General features: G+C 69.5%; 13 protein-coding genes and 1 tRNA gene. 9 read left to right on the top strand and 5 right to left on the bottom strand.

Annotated elements, in window-relative coordinates; translation table 11 throughout:
* The 3 genes from ACZ69M_RS37435 to ACZ69M_RS37425 all read right to left on the bottom strand — a co-directional run.
* Nucleotides 1–201 (bottom strand): biotin carboxylase N-terminal domain-containing protein (locus ACZ69M_RS37435; RefSeq protein ID WP_470052425.1); only part of this gene is annotated, 201 nt, incomplete at its 3' end.
* 518 nt (nt 202–719) lie between these two features.
* A complete protein-coding gene (locus ACZ69M_RS37430; RefSeq protein ID WP_470057028.1) occupies nt 720–1,679 on the bottom strand; it encodes an NAD-dependent epimerase/dehydratase family protein in 960 nt (319 codons plus the stop codon).
* 56 nt (nt 1,680–1,735) lie between these two features.
* Nucleotides 1,736–2,818, bottom strand: coding sequence for a ScbA/BarX family gamma-butyrolactone biosynthesis protein (locus ACZ69M_RS37425; RefSeq protein WP_470057026.1), 1,083 nt, complete (start codon nt 2,816–2,818; stop codon nt 1,736–1,738).
* A 474-nt stretch (nt 2,819–3,292) separates the two neighbouring features.
* On the opposite strand from ACZ69M_RS37425, the gene ACZ69M_RS37420 reads away from it, so the two are divergent.
* Nucleotides 3,293–4,087 (top strand): response regulator transcription factor, encoded by a 795-nt coding sequence (locus ACZ69M_RS37420; protein ID WP_403700037.1) that lies wholly within the window; start codon nt 3,293–3,295, stop codon nt 4,085–4,087.
* 221 nt (nt 4,088–4,308) lie between these two features.
* Entirely contained in the window at nt 4,309–4,929 is a 621-nt protein-coding gene (locus tag ACZ69M_RS37415) for a ScbR family autoregulator-binding transcription factor (protein WP_054236402.1), read from the top strand.
* Between the two features lie 419 nt (nt 4,930–5,348).
* Here the strand turns inward: ACZ69M_RS37415 and ACZ69M_RS37410 are convergent, their stop codons facing one another.
* Nucleotides 5,349–5,954 (bottom strand): TetR family transcriptional regulator, encoded by a 606-nt coding sequence (locus ACZ69M_RS37410; protein ID WP_470057024.1) that lies wholly within the window; start codon nt 5,952–5,954, stop codon nt 5,349–5,351.
* A gap of 311 nt (nt 5,955–6,265) precedes the next feature.
* On the opposite strand from ACZ69M_RS37410, the gene ACZ69M_RS37405 reads away from it, so the two are divergent.
* Entirely contained in the window at nt 6,266–7,471 is a 1,206-nt protein-coding gene (locus ACZ69M_RS37405; protein ID WP_470057022.1) for a sensor histidine kinase, read from the top strand.
* 135 nt (nt 7,472–7,606) lie between these two features.
* Here the strand turns inward: ACZ69M_RS37405 and ACZ69M_RS37400 are convergent.
* A tRNA-Leu gene (locus ACZ69M_RS37400) sits at nt 7,607–7,693 on the bottom strand.
* A 387-nt stretch (nt 7,694–8,080) separates the two neighbouring features.
* Here ACZ69M_RS37400 and ACZ69M_RS37395 point away from each other — a divergent pair.
* The 6 genes from ACZ69M_RS37395 (at nt 8,081) to ACZ69M_RS37370 (ending at nt 14,251) form a co-directional block, all read left to right on the top strand.
* Nucleotides 8,081–8,224 (top strand): hypothetical protein, encoded by a 144-nt coding sequence (locus tag ACZ69M_RS37395; RefSeq protein ID WP_165854062.1) that lies wholly within the window; start codon nt 8,081–8,083, stop codon nt 8,222–8,224.
* On the top strand, nt 8,212–9,069 hold the full coding sequence (locus ACZ69M_RS37390) for an FhaA domain-containing protein (protein WP_470057020.1): 858 nt from the start codon (nt 8,212–8,214) through the stop codon (nt 9,067–9,069). Before ACZ69M_RS37395 ends, ACZ69M_RS37390 begins: the two co-directional genes overlap by 13 nt.
* A 10-nt stretch (nt 9,070–9,079) precedes the next feature.
* Nucleotides 9,080–9,610, top strand: a complete 531-nt coding sequence (locus ACZ69M_RS37385) for an FHA domain-containing protein FhaB/FipA (protein WP_351309252.1) — start codon at nt 9,080–9,082, stop codon at nt 9,608–9,610.
* Between the two features lie 98 nt (nt 9,611–9,708).
* Complete coding sequence (locus ACZ69M_RS37380) at nt 9,709–11,295, top strand: Stp1/IreP family PP2C-type Ser/Thr phosphatase (RefSeq protein ID WP_470057054.1); 1,587 nt, start codon at nt 9,709–9,711, stop codon at nt 11,293–11,295.
* A gap of 26 nt (nt 11,296–11,321) precedes the next feature.
* A complete protein-coding gene (locus ACZ69M_RS37375) occupies nt 11,322–12,770 on the top strand; it encodes an FtsW/RodA/SpoVE family cell cycle protein (RefSeq protein ID WP_470057018.1) in 1,449 nt (482 codons plus the stop codon).
* Nucleotides 12,767–14,251: a peptidoglycan D,D-transpeptidase FtsI family protein gene (locus ACZ69M_RS37370; RefSeq protein WP_470057016.1), complete on the top strand. Its 1,485-nt coding sequence runs from the start codon at nt 12,767–12,769 to the stop codon at nt 14,249–14,251. The genes ACZ69M_RS37375 and ACZ69M_RS37370 overlap by 4 nt, the downstream gene beginning before the upstream one ends.
* Nucleotides 14,252–14,291 lie beyond the last annotated feature (40 nt).

The following is a 14,291-nucleotide window of genomic DNA, read 5'->3' as shown; positions in this document are numbered from 1 at the left end:
CTGGAGGACCTTGGCGATGTCCAGGTAGCTGGTGGCGGGGGTGTCACCGCCCAGGGCGAACGCCTCGTCCGCCGCCCGGACATGCAGAGCGTCCCGGTCCGGCTCGGCGTAGACGGCAACGCTCGCGATCCCGGCATCCCGGCACGCCCGGGCCACGCGGACAGCGATTTCGCCACGGTTGGCGATGAGCACCTTGCGCACGATGAACCTCCCCAGACTCCGCTCGGAGCCACAAGACTGTTCGAGTGCGCACTTCTCCTTCAATACGGTCCGTTGCAGAACTGGGTCAGAATCCGCAGACCCGGGGCAGTACTTACCGGAAGAGGAAAGGGGAAGGTCAGATCTCCGTCAAATAGCCGGACCCGGCGGACGGATCCGCCGGGTCCGGAAAGAAAAGGAATGCGCCATTCCGTAGAGAATTTCGAGGGACGGTCGAGGAGCGTTCGGAGGCGTTCCGGTGCGGCGTTCGGGAGGCGTTCCGCAGCGGCGTTCGAAAGGGGGTCGGGAGGGGTTCGGGAGGCGTTCGGGAGGGGTTCAGAAGGGGTCCGGGAGGTGTTCGGGAGGCGCTTCCCGCCGTCGCGCGGGGTTTCGCGGGACGGTCGACCATCCGGTCGGTCGACCACCTGTCCTGTTGATCACCCAGCCCGTTGATCACCCAGCTCGTTGATCACCTGGCCTGTTGATCACTCGGCCGGCCCCGCTCGCGGGCTCGCCCCAGGTCAACCGTCCCGCAGTGCCTTGCGGTACCAAGGCGCCGCGAGGGAGAAATCGGTGTCGAAACCGGCGCCGGGTGCGCGACGCAGGTCGGACCAGAGCGGGGTGCTGTCGAAGACGTGGTCGGTGGTGAACATGTCGAGTCCGGACGGAGGTACGCCGTTCTCGGCCAGGACCGCCCGGGCTCGGTCGACGGTCAGTTCCCGGTCCGGCCAGTCCGCCCCGGTGCACTCGGCGACCGCGCGCAGAAGGGTGTCCACGGGGAGGGGCTCCGGGTGGGCGGCGTGGTAGACGGAGGCGGTCAGGTCGGCGGCGGGGGCGAGCGCGGTGGCCACCAGCAGCGCGGCCAGTTCGGGTACGGCGATCGCGGAGCTGCGGGCGGGCCAGCCCTCCACCGTGCCGGGCAGCACGCGCAGCATCCGGGTCAGGCCGGGCACCACCCACCTGTCGCCCTCCCCGTACACCAGGTGCGGGCGCAGGACGACGCCGCCGGCCGCGAGAACGGTGTCCTCGGCCTCGGCCCGGGTGCGGGACGTGGGCGAGCCCGGGTTGCGGCGCAGTTCTTCGGGCCGGTCGCCGCGGAAGGTGCCACGGCCGTAGACGGACGCGGTGCTCAGCTGGACGATGCGCGCAACCCCCGCGCGGCGCGCTTCCTCGACGAGCGCCGCCGTGCCACGGGCGTTGACGGCCTCGTTGGCCTCGACGCCGCCGCCGATCTGCGAGGCGCAGTGGATCAGGACGTCGACGCCGTCGCACACCCCGCGCAAGGACGCGGGGTCGGTCAGATCGGCCCGTACAACGCGAGCACCGTCGTGACCCGCGGGACCCTCCTGGGTCGGGGGACCGGAGCCGAGCGGGGGACTGCGATGGGACATGAGCCTCAAGTCGGCCCGGTACCGGGCCGCTTCACGGGTGACGTGTCCGCCGACGAATCCGGCGGCGCCGGTGATCAGGATGGTGGGCACGGATCTGTCTCCTCGGGATGGGGACGCTCTCCCAGGCGTACGGAGGATGCGCGGGCTCAGCGGCCGCGCGGGCTCAGGACGAGCTCGGCGGTGAAGACGGTCTCAGCGTGCTGCGTACCGCGCACCCGCACCAGTACGCCGCCCTCCGTACCGTGCGGTTCGGCCTGCGGCTCGATCCAGCAAGGCGCGTCGAACTCGGCGTAACGCGCGAAGTTGCTCTTGAGACCCAGCAGGAGGGCGTCCGGCATCCCGGTCGACACGAGGGCGGCCTGCCGGGCGGCTTCCAGCAGGACCATGCCCGGTATGTGATCGACGGGGTGGTCGAAGAAGGTGGGGTGGGCGGTGTCGACGCGCAGTTCCCAGCGGTCGCCGCTGCCGGAGGCCGGTCCGGGCTCGGCGAGCAGCACGTGCCGGTCGTCAAAGTGGCCCACCGCGGCCGGGTCGATCGCGGGCGGCACGACGCGGTCGGTGGTGGTGGGCCGGCCTGCGCGCAGCCTGCGGTGGACGGCGGGACTGGTGCAGCTGAACGCGGCGCCCGCGGTGGCCAGCGCCCTTCCGTCGCGCAGCACGGTGACGTCGTAGCGCATACCGCCGAGCACCCGGCCCTTGCGGACGATGTCGCGGCAGACCGTGCGCAGTTCGACCTCCGTGGGGACGGCGTCCGCGACGAGGAGTTCGGGGGAGGTGCTGAAGAACATGTCCCACATCAGGAACTGGTGCCCGAAGGGGACGCCGAACTCCGCGTGTGCGAGCAGGGAACCGATCTGGCGGACGGACTCGATCAGGAGCATCGGGTCCTGGTAGCCGCCGGACTGGGTGAAGAAGGAGTGGCTGCGCGGCCATTGGGCGCTGACCGCGAATTCGTCCGGGTCGGGTCCTGCTGGTTCGGCGGCGGCTTCCCAGCCGGTCAGCAACACCTCCGAGACGGCGGCGCGATGGACGTACTCGCGCGGAACCGTCGTGGTCAGCCGCGGCGTCAGAGTTCGCGCGGCGGTCTGGACGGAGGCTTGGGCAGAGGTCTGGACGGCGGGTTGAACGGCGCTTCGGGCAGCGGGTCGTGCGGCGGTTCGTGAGGCGCTGGTGCCCACCGTCGCGACGTCGTCTTCGACGGACACACGGGTGGAGGTGGTGTACGACATGTACGGCACTCCTGTCTGTTTCCGAGCAGGGGGCAGCAATCCGTACCGCCGGCAGCCACCCCCCGTGGCCGACGTTCTCTCGCTCACACAAGATACAGACATGTCTGTTCGGTTTTTCAAGTAAAGCTTTAGCATCCTTCGAGCGATGAGCCGCCGCTACGCGCCTGTACAGCACGATTGCGCCACCGGGGACGCCCGATCTTTCAAACCGTGCAGACCTGCATGGTTAGCGCCAAGGACACGCGCAGGACAAGGGGGTCCACCCCGACGGCAACCTGCCGGAAACATGACCTTGAAGCATTGAATCTCTCCACATACCCGCAGGTCAACATGGGTAGATTGGAAAAGGTACGGACCGACGCGCGGGGGATTTCGAACGCGTTGACAATCAGACAAGTCTGTTTGCTATCGTCCTCATTGTGAGAGTTCAGCAGTCCGTTCCGTGATGACGAGACTGTGCCTCAGGAGGAGCAGATGAATCGGCAAGCCGTGGATCTACTCGACGCCCGATCGCAGCGCAATCTTCCGCACCGCCCCACGATTCCCCAGCCCGGGCGGGCCGTTGCCCCACAGACGGCCGCCGACCACCCCAGCCCCCCGGCCGGAGCACTGCGCGTCCTGGTCGTAGAGAACGATGTCAGGGCCGCCGACTCCCTCGTCCAGGGCCTGCTGCGGCAGGGGTACGCCGCGCAGAGCGTGGCCACCGGCACCAAGGCGCTCCAGGCGCACCGTGATGCCGATCTCCTACTGCTCGACCTGGACCTGCCCGACCTGGACGGGCTCGAGGTGTGCCGGGGCATCCGGGCGGTCTGCGACACCCCGGTCATCGCCGTCACCGCGCGCGGCTCCGAACTCGACCGCGTGCTCGGACTGCAGGCCGGCTCGGACGACTACCTGGTCAAGCCGTACGGCTTCCGCGAGTTACTGGCCCGGATGGAGGCGGTGATGCGCCGGGTGCGTCAACAGCCCGCCGCCGCCCAGGTCATCACCCACGGACCGCTGCGCATCGACGTCGGCACCCGGGTGGCCACGCTGAACGGGAAGCCGGTGGACCTGACCCGCAAGGAGTTCGACCTGCTGCATCTGCTGGCCTCGCAGCCCGGCACCGTCATGCCGCGGCGCCAGCTCATGGCGCAGGTCTGGGACGACACCTGGTCCCACCGCGGGCGCACCATCGACACCCACGTCAGCAGCCTGCGCGGCAAGCTCGGTTCGAGCAGTTGGATCATCACCGTCCGCGGTGTCGGTTTTCGGCTCGGCCACCCGTGAGCGGCACCCGCAGGCCGTACGAGGACCGCGTAAAGGCCGCTTGAGGGCCGCTTGAAGACCACTCGAGGTCCACTGGAGAAGCACTCGATGAACGGCCGAGGACCGACCGAAAATCGAGCCAAACCGGAAGCAAATACTCCCGCCTACTGGCGGCGTGCCGCCTTGCCGATACAATACAGACCAGTCGGTAAAATTCCAGTGGGCGAGAGCAAGGACCTGGTATGGCCACACAAGAGCGCGGGACGAGGTCGAGGCACTCGATCCTGGAGTCCGCGGCCCGCGTGTTCGACGAGCGCGGCTACGACGCGGCGAGCACCAACGACATCCTGGCCCGGACGGGCCTCACTCGAGGCGCGCTGTACCACCACTTCCCCTCCAAGGAAGCGATCGCCGTGGCCCTCGTGACCGCGCACAGCGAGGCGCTGGTGGTGCCGGACCAGGCGGTGAAGCTCCAGGCCGTCATCGACCTCACCCTGGAGTTCGCCCAGCGCCTCCAGCGCGATCCGGTGCTACGGGCCAGCGTGCGGCTCGCCGTCGAGCAGACGTCGTTCTCGCGGCCGCCGCAGACGGCGTACGAGCAGTCGGGCGCCGCCATACTCGCCCTGCTGCGGCAGGCCGAGGAGCAGGGCGAGATCCTGCCGGGCGTGGACATCCAGGAAGCCACGTCGACCATCGTCGGCGCCTTCACCGGACTGCAGTTGATGTCCCAGGTCTACAGCAACCGCGAGGATCTGCCGGAACGCATCGGTGCGTTCTGGCGCTTCATGCTGCCCGGCCTGGCCACGCCCGGCATGCTCGGCCGCCTCCGCACCATCCCGCCGCCGGCCCGCGAGACGGCCTGACCCCCGCCCGGACCCCCACAACCAAGCCCCACCACCAAGCCCGTGCCCTGCCGCGCACCCTGCACCGCCGGCCGAACAGCACACGGCGCCCCGAACGCGAACTCCCGGGCAGGGCCGCCTCACCCGTGACGGACCCGAGCCCGACACCTCACCCGGGCCGAACCCCCCACCACGGGTCCCCTTCGCATGCCGTCCCGTTCAAGGGCACCGCCCCGCAACCGGCCTCTGGACACCGAGGGATCCGCCCGCACCCGGGCTCCAGCCCCTCCCGCCTCCGGGACGGGGCCGGCGTCCCCCAGGTCCCGGGCCGCGCACCCAAGCCGTGCCGAGTTCCGCGCGCCGGCCCTCAGGCCAACTCCGCCCAGAACGCGTGATCTTGAGGAGACCGCGGGGGCCCGCCCTCACCCCCGCTTCAGAACTCAGACCCCCTCGGACCCGCTCCCCACCCGTCGTTCCTCCTGCGCCAGCCCCTCCCCGGCCAACGAGAACAACGGGCGCAACAACACCCACAACCGCTTGGACGTCTTGGGATCCCACCACTCCGCGTCCGTGTGCCCGAGCGACTCCAGCCCCGCGGCCACCACCACCGCCAGCTCGGCCAGATCCTCCGGCGCCGGCACGACGTCCCGGTGCGCGTCGACCACCCGCCTGCGCACCAACGCCAGTACGTCGTCACGCAACCGAGGCGGCCCCGCCGACCCGTCCACCGCCAGCTGTATGCCGGCCCGGACCAGTTCCTCCGTACGCAACGCCTCGCACAGGGCGACCAGGAGGCGCTCCGGGGCATCCTCCACGGGCCCCTCGAAGGCCTCGTCCATCAGCGCGACCACCCGCTCGTGCGCCTGCTCGTACACCGCGGCCGTCAACTCCGCGGTGGAGGTGAAGTGGTGGTAGAGAGCCCCCCGGCTCACCCCGGCCCGGCGGCAGATGTTGACCAGTCCCGCATCGGAGAGCCGGCCGTTCGCTATCAGTTCCGCCGCGGCACGGACGAGAGCCTGACGGGTCTGTTCGGACCGGGTCTGCATCAGGCTGCACCTGCCTATTCCTGCTCTTGGCATGAAGGAGCGCGCGGGTGCCCCGAAGGCGCCAGCAGCAACCGGAATCATACAACCATGCCTGTTTTAGTCGACAGCCCTGTGGACCCAGACCTTCATGCAATCCCCATAAATCCTGCAGCTCTTGCCCATGGACGGACTCTTGACGCCCGGGCGATCCCGTGACCACACCCCATCCGGAACGCCCGTCCACTCTTGACAATCAGACAAGTCTGTTTGTTACGTTGGCGATGGCCACGTTGCCCCGGCACCCAAGCGTCACCCGAGCGTCGAGGAGTCCGATGAGCAGCACGACCGCCCCCACCGCGCCCACCTCCACGACGGCGCCGACCTCACCGACCGGCCCGATCCCCCCTGTCACCGCGCCGATCCCCCTGGTCGGCAGTGGATTCGGCGAAGCCCTGCACGAGGGCCTGGTCCGCGCGGCGGCCCGGATGTCGTCCCGCCCGGGCCACTCCCCTCTCCTGGCGTCCGCCACCACCCTGGGGGCCTGGGAGACCGGCGCCGTCCTGGACCGCTTCACCGCCCGCCTCCCCACCGCACTCGCCCCCGCCGAGGCGGAAGTGCCCACCCTGCGCACCACGCTGACGGAGTTCGCCCGCACCGCCCTGGCCCGCGCCGCGGACACCACCCCCGCACCCACCCCCATCGCCCCGCCCGCCGCCTCCCCGCACCAGGTGGCCGCCGCGGTCGCCCTGCTCCTCGAGTGCGCCCTGCTACACGTCCTGGAGAACGGCATCGCGCACCACGAGAGCGCGCTGCCCCGCGCGGTCGCGGTCGTCCGGCGCCTCGGCGAGGTCGTACGGGAGGCAGGGGAGGGCATGTGGTCCGGCGACGACGGCCGCGGCGAGCGCCGTCGGCTGGCCCGGCAGCTGCACGACGAACTCGGCGGCGCCCTGTCCCTCGCCCGACTCAGCCTCGACGCCGCCGCGACCTGCGCCCCCGTCAGGACCGGCTCATCCACCCCTGGGTCTCCCGGCGCCGTCGCGGCCCACCTCGCCACCGCCCGAAGGGCACTGGCCGAGGCGGCCAGGGAGAACCAGGCGCTCATCGACGGCGTGCGCCACCGCGCCGACCTGCCGCCCCTGCGCGAGGCCCTGGAGGCCTTCCTCGCGGGCCCTCGCCCCGTCGACGGCCGCCGTATCCAGGCCTCCGTCGAAGTCATCGGTGACGAGTGGACCCTCTCCGAGCGGCACCGGGAGGAGACCTTCCTCGCCCTGCGCGAGGCCCTGCGCGATCGCCTGGCCCGCTCGGGCGCGCGCCGCGTGGACACCGTCGTACGCGTCACCAGGCGCTGGCTGTACGCGAAGGTGACCGACGACGGCCAAGGCCCCGCGGCGGGTTCCGCCGGCTCCGCCGATTCCGCGCGGGCCCTGCGCTCCCTCACCGACCGCGTCGAGGACCTCGGCGGCCGGACCGGCATCACTCCGGGCACCCCCACCGGCACCCTGCTGGAGATCCATCTGCCCCTGCGCAGACACCCCTGAGCCCCGCCCGAGGAAAACTGAGAGACAGAACACACTCCGACCAGCACCCCGGCCGACCCCACCCCCGGCCCGTCCCCGGACCCGTACCGGAGACATGGAAAAGGGCCCATCGTCTTGACGATGGGCCCTTTTCGCTGGTGCGCGAGGGGGGAGTTGAACCCCCACGCCCTTGCGGGCACTGGAACCTGAATCCAGCGCGTCTGCCTATTCCGCCACCCGCGCATTGGGTGTGTCTTTGGTCTCTCACCGAGTGGTGCGAGCGCCTGTCGACATGCAGAAGATTAGCACGCTGTCAGGGGTGGACTCACATCCCTTTCCACGGCCACGGGCCCCGCCGGCACCGCACGTCTCAGGCCTAACCGGTTCACGTATCAACCTCGTACCGGTCCAGGCCATCTCTCCAGGAGCAGGACAGGGTGCACAGTCAGGTGCGGGACACTGGTCTCGGGTCGCCTCTACGATCCTTGACAGGAGTAGTGCCGGGAAGTGTTCGAAGAGGAGCCTCGGAGGGAACTCCGGGAAGGGACTTCGGAAGGCGTCGACACCCGTCGACACCCGTCGACACCCGTCGACAGGGCCGACAGGGGGAACCAGCCGATTTCCCGACGCGTGGATACGATCAGTAAGCAGTACCAGCAGGACCAGGACGACCACGGCAGGCCGTACGACACGGCGGGCCGTACGCAGTACGACGTGGACAGCAGGCAGAACCAGGACGGTTACGAAGGAGGAGGTGCCCCATGGGAGTCCTGAAGAAGTTCGAGCAGCGCCTCGAAGGTCTGGTCAACGGCACCTTCGCCAAGGTGTTCAAGTCCGAGGTCCAGCCCGTGGAGATCGCCGGAGCACTGCAGCGCGAGTGCGACAACAACGCCACGATCTGGAACCGCGACCGGACCGTCGTCCCCAACGACTTCATCGTGGAGCTGAGCGCGCCGGACTTCGAGCGCCTCAGCCCCTACTCCGGCCAGCTCGGCGACGAGCTCGCCGGGATGGTGCGCGACTACGCCAAGCAGCAGCGCTACACCTTCATGGGCCCCATCAAGGTCCACCTGGAGAAGGCGGACGACCTCGACACGGGTCTCTACCGGGTGCGCAGCCGTACGCTCGCCTCCTCCACCGACCAGCAGGCCCCCGAGCGCGCCCCGGCGGGCCCGCCTCCCGGCCGGCCCGGTGGCTATGGCTATCCGGCTGCCGCCCCGGGCGCGGGTCCCACGGGCGCTCCCCCGATGCCGTCCGCGCCGCCACCCGGCGTGCGCCCCGGCCCCACGCCGATGGGCTCCCGGCCCGGCGCGGCTCCGGGCCCGGCGGCCGGCGGCCGCATGCGGCACTGGATCGAGATCAACGGCGCCCGCCATCAGATCTCCCGCCCGACGTTGGTGATGGGCCGCAGCACCGAAGCCGACGTGCGGATCGACGACCCCGGCGTATCCCGCCGGCACTGTGAGATCCGGACCGGAACGCCCTCGACGATCCAGGATCTCGGGTCCACCAACGGCATCGTGGTGGACGGGCAGCACACCACCCGCGCTACGCTCCGCGACGGCTCGCGGATCGTCGTGGGCAGCACCACCATCATTTACCGGCAAGCCGAAGGGTGAAGCGGGGGCAATGTCAGAGCTGACCCTCACGGTCATGCGGCTGGGTTTCCTGGCCGTACTGTGGCTGTTCGTGATCGTGGCCGTGCAGGTCATCCGCAGCGACCTGTTCGGAACGCGCGTCACACAGCGCGGCTCGCGCAGGGACGCCTCCAGGCCGCAGCAGGCCGCGCGCCAAACCACACCGCCTCCGCAGCGCCAGCAGCAGGCGGCGGCGCCGAGCGGCGGCGGTGGCCGGCAGCGCCGCGGCGCCCCCACCAAGCTGGTCGTCTCCGAGGGGACTCTCACGGGCACGACCGTCGCGCTGCAGGGGCAGACCATCACCCTGGGCCGCGCGCACGACAGCACCATCGTGCTGGACGACGACTACGCGTCCAGCCGCCATGCCAGGATCTACCCGGACCGGGACGGCCAGTGGATCGTCGAGGACCTCGGCTCCACCAATGGCACGTATCTCGACCGGAGCCGACTGACGACTCCCACGCCTGTTCCGCTGGGCGCGCCGATCCGCATCGGCAAGACCGTCATCGAGCTGCGGAAGTAGTGCTACGTCATGAATGAGCGCGAGCGGAGCGAGCACGCAGCAGTGGTCCACACGACGGACCCCGACGCGCTCCCGACCGGAGGGTGGGCACCGTGCGGATGTACCCGGAGCCGACGGGCGAGGTGCGCATGAGTCTGTCACTGCGCTTCGCCGCCGGATCGCACAAAGGCATGATCCGCGAGGGCAACGAGGACTCCGGTTACGCCGGTCCCCGGCTGCTCGCGATCGCCGACGGTATGGGCGGCCAGGCCGCCGGTGAGGTCGCCTCCTCCGAGGTGATCTCCACCATCGTCGCGCTCGACGACGACGTCCCGGGCTCCGACATCCTCACCTCGCTGGGCACCGCCGTGCAGCGTGCCAACGACCAGCTGCGGATGATGGTCGAGGAGGACCCCCAGCTGGAGGGCATGGGGACCACCCTCACCGCGCTCCTGTGGACCGGTCAGCGCCTCGGCCTCGTGCACGTCGGCGACTCGCGCGCGTACCTCCTGCGTGACGGCGTCCTCACGCAGATCACCCAGGACCACACGTGGGTGCAGCGCCTCGTCGACGAGGGCCGCATCACCGAAGAGGAAGCCACCACCCACCCGCAGCGCTCCCTCCTGATGCGCGCGCTGGGCAGCGGCGACCACGTCGAGCCGGATCTCTCCATCCGCGAAGTCCGCGCCGGCGACCGCTACTTGATCTGCTCCGACGGCCTGTCCGGCGTCGTCTCCCATCAGACGATGGAGGACACGCTCGCCAGCTACCAGGGCCCGCAGGAGACCGTCCAGAACCTCATCGAGCTCGCGCTGCGCGGCGGCGGTCCCGACAACATCACCGTCATCATCGCCGACGTCCTCGACATCGACTCCGGCGACACCCTCGCCGCCCAGCTCTCCGACACCCCGGTCGTGGTCGGCGCGGTCGCCGAGAACCAGCACCAGCACCAGCTGCACGACAACGGCGCCATGCAGACCCCCGCGGGCCGCGCCTCCAGCCTCGGCCGTCCGGTGCCCGGACAGGGCGGTGGCGGCGAGTTCGGCCCGCCCGGCAGCGGCGACACCACCGGTTACGTCTCCACGGGCGGCTACGGCGACTACTCCGACGAGGACTTCGTCAAGCCGGGCGCCGGACGCAAGTGGCTGAAGAGATCTCTCTACACCGCGCTGGCCCTCGCCGTCGTCGGTGGCGGTCTGTACGGCGGCTACCGGTGGACGCAGACGCAGTACTACGTCGGCACCCAGGACGAGCACGTCGCGCTGTACCGCGGGATCAGCCAGGACCTGGCCTGGGTCTCGCTCTCGAAGGTGGAGAAGGATCACCCCGAGATCGAACTCAAGTACCTGCCGCCGTACCAGCAGAAGCAGGTCAAGGCGACGATCGCGGAGGGCGGCCTCCAGAACGCCCAGAAGAAGGTCAGCGAGCTCGCCACACAGGCCTCCGCGTGCAAGAAGGACGCCGAGCGCCGCGCCGTCGACAGCAAGAACAGCGCGAAGACCGGCACGGGCCAGGCAGGTGGAACCACGGGAACCACAACCACCTCGCTGACGTCCAAGGCCACGTCCAGCCCGTCCGCGACGCCGAACCCATCGAGCTCGGCACCGTCTTCGAAACCGTCCACCTCCACCGCACCCACTCCCACACCCGGCCCCAGCCTCTCCGACGAGGAGCAGAAGCTGGTCTCGCTGTGCGGTAAGCAGTAAGAAGCCGTGAGGGGCCCTGTCACACCATGAGCAGTAGTACGAACACGCCGACGCACCACACATCGACCATCGGTTCGATCGGCACACCGAGCCGCCGCAACACCGAGTTGGCGCTGCTGGTGTTCGCCGTCCTCATCCCGGTCTTCGCGTACGCCAACGTGGGCCTGGCCATCGATGAGAAGGTGCCGGCCGGCCTGCTGGGCTACGGCTTCGGCCTCGGCCTGATCGCGGGGGTCGCCCATCTCGGCGTCCGCAAGTTCGCGCCGTACGCCGACCCGCTGCTGCTGCCGCTGGCGACGCTGCTCAACGGCCTCGGCCTGGTGATGATCTGGCGCCTCGACCAGTCGAAGCTACTCCGGTCGCTGCCCAACTTCGCCCCTGCCGCGCCCCGCCAGCTGATGTACACCGCACTGGGCATCGGCCTGTTCGTCGCCGTACTGATCTTCCTCAAGGACCACCGTGTCCTGCAGCGCTACACCTACATCTCCATGTTCGCCGCCCTGACCCTGCTCCTGCTGCCGCTGGTTCCGGGCCTCGGAGCCAACATCTACGGCGCCAAGATCTGGATCTCGATCCCTGGCCTGGGCACCCTCCAGCCCGGCGAGTTCGCGAAGATCATCCTCGCGGTCTTCTTCGCCGGCTACCTGATGGTCAAGCGCGACGCGCTGGCCCTCGCCAGCCGCCGCTTCATGGGCCTCTACCTGCCGCGAGGACGCGACCTCGGCCCGATCCTGGTGGTCTGGTTCGTCTCCATCCTGATCCTGGTCTTCGAGACCGACCTCGGTACCTCGCTGCTGTTCTTCGGCATGTTCGTGATCATGCTGTACGTCGCCACGGAGCGGACCAGCTGGATCGTCTTCGGTCTGCTGATGTCGGCGGTCGGCGCCGTGGGCGTGGCGAGCTTCGAACCGCACATCCAGACGCGTGTCCAGGCCTGGCTCAACCCGCTGCACGAGTACAAGCTCAGCCAGGCCGGAACCCACGACGGCATCCTCCACTCCGAGCAGGCCATGCAGGCTCTGTGGGCCTTCGGCTCGGGCGGCACGCTCGGCACCGGATGGGGACAGGGCCACTCCGAACTCATCCGGTTCGCCGCCAACTCCGACTTCATCCTCGCCAGCTTCGGCGAGGAACTGGGCCTGGCGGGGATCATGGCGATCCTGGTCATCTACGGCCTGATCGCGGAGCGTGGCATCCGCACGGCGCTCGCGGCCCGCGACCCGTTCGGCAAGCTCCTCGCCGTGGGCCTCTCCGGCGGCTTCGCACTCCAGGTCTTCGTCGTCGCGGGCGGCGTCATGGGCCTGATCCCCCTCACCGGTATGACGATGCCGTTCGTGGCCTATGGAGGCTCCTCCGTCATCGCCAACTGGGCGCTGATGGGCATCCTCATCAGAATCAGCGACACCGCCCGCCGCCCGGCCCCCGCGCCCGCACCCAGCCCCGACGCCGAGATGACCCAGGTGGTCCGCCCGTGAACAAGCCCCTGCGCCGGATCGCGATCTTCTGCGGGCTCCTCGTCCTCGCCCTGCTGATCCGCGACAACTACATCCAGTACGTCCAGGCGGACAGCCTGCGGACCGACACGCTCAACCGCCGCGTCGCCATCGAGCGGTACGCCACCCCGCGCGGGGACATCATCGTCGACGGCAACCCGATCACCGGGGCCGCCAAGTCGGCCAAGAACGGCATCAACGACTTCGAGTACAAGCGCACCTACAAGGACGGCGCGATGTGGGCGCCCGTCACCGGGTACGCCTCCCAGGCCTTCGGCGCCACCCAGCTGGAGAGCATCGACGACGGCATCCTCACCGGCAACGACGACCGGCTCTTCTTCCGCAACACCCTCGACATGATCACGGGTAAGAAGAAGCAGGGCGGCAACGTCGTCACCACTCTCAACGCCGCCGCGCAGAAGGCCGCCTACCAGGGCCTGCTGAGCCGGGGCAAGGGCGCCGTCGCCGCGATCGACCCGCAGACCGGCGCGATCCTGGCGCTGGCCTCCACCCCGTCGTACGACCCGTCGTCCTTCGCCGGGAACTCGACGAGCGTCGACGGCAAGGCCTGGACGAAGCTGCAGAAGAAGAACGACCCCGACGACCCGACGCTCAACCGCGCGCTGCGCGAGACCTACCCGCCCGGCTCCACCTTCAAGGTGGTCACCGCGGCGGCGGCGCTGGAGAACGGTCTGTACAAGTCCGCGGACGAGAACACGGACTCGCCGCTGCCGTACACGCTGCCGAACACCTCGACCGAGCTGAAGAACGAGGGGAACATCCCCTGCAAGAACGCCCCCATGCGCGTGGCGCTCCGTGTCTCCTGCAACACGGTCTTCGGCAAGATCGGCGCCGACCTCGGCAAGGACAAGATGCTCGCGGAGGCCGAGAAGTTCGGCTTCAACTCCGAGCAGTTCACGCCGGTGCGCTCCAACGCCTCGAACTTCCCCAAGACGATGGACAAGCCGCAGACCGCGCTCAGCTCCATCGGCCAGTTCGAGACCGCCGCGACCCCGCTGCAGATGGCCATGGTCGCCTCCGCCGTCGCCAACAACGGCACGCTCATGAAGCCGTACATGGTCGACAAGCTGCAGGCCCCGAACCTGGACGTCATCTCTCAGACCGATCCGCAGAAGATGAGCCAGCCGCTCTCCCAGTCGAACGCCCAGATCCTGCAGTCGATGATGGAGACGGTCGTCAAGGAGGGCACGGGCACCAAGGCGCAGATCTCCGGCGTCACCGTGGGCGGCAAGACCGGTACCGCCCAGCACGGTGTCGCGAACAGCGAGAAGCCGTACGCGTGGTTCATCTCGTACGCCAAGCTCCCCGACGGCAGCTCGCCGGTCGCCGTGGCCGTGGTCGTCGAGGACGGCAGCGCCAACCGTGACGACATCACGGGTGGTGGTCTCGCCGCCCCCATCGCGAGGAGCGTGATGAAGGCAGTGATCGACAGCAAGAAGTGACCCCTGTCACGTCCCCTTCACATCGGTGCACGTTGCGATA

Source organism: Streptomyces sp. NPDC107454 (assembly GCF_055582885.1).
The sequence above is the reverse complement of the archived record's forward strand: the minus strand, read 5'-3'. Positions and strand labels throughout refer to the sequence as shown.